The following is a 523-nucleotide window of genomic DNA, read 5'->3' on the forward strand; positions in this document are numbered from 1 at the left end:
CGAGATCGCCCGCCTCAGCGAGCGCGGCGCGCTGCTGGTCGATCCGCGCGGCCTCGGCGGCGAGGCGGTCGATCCGGCCTTGCGCCTGCGCGACTTCGGCTTCGGCGATGCGCCATTCGGCTTCGACCCCGGCCTGCGCGGCGGTGGCCTGCGCGAGATCGAGTTCGGCTTTGCGCGCGGCGCGTTCGGCACCTTCGAGCGTGTTGGCAAGGCGCGGGCGCAGCGCTTCGTCCTCGGCCAGCCGCCGCTCGCCCTCGGCCAGTTCCTTCTCCAGCCGGGTGAGCGCTTCAGCGGCGTCGCGGGTGATGCGGTCGGCGTCGCGGTGGTCTTCCTCGAGCCGGGTCTTCTGGCGGTCGAGATCGGCGAGGCGCTGCTCGGCGGCGTCGAGCTGGCTGGTCAGGGTGGAGAGGCGGTGCCCCTGCGCGCTGGCATCGTCGCGCCGGTCGGCCTGTTCGTCGCGCGCGGCGATGAGCGCCTCCGCGCTGGCGGCCTGCGCCTGCTGCGCCTCGTAGGCGGCGCGCTG

At 75.1% G+C, this 523-nt stretch carries 1 pseudogene; it reads right to left on the reverse strand.

The annotated features are described in order from the left end of the window. Positions 1-523: pseudogene (locus MTR62_RS20515) on the reverse strand (chromosome segregation protein); the annotation flags it as partial.

Source organism: Novosphingobium organovorum, assembly GCF_022832435.1.
In the GTDB taxonomy this organism is placed as follows: Bacteria; Pseudomonadota; Alphaproteobacteria; order Sphingomonadales; family Sphingomonadaceae; genus Novosphingobium; species Novosphingobium organovorum.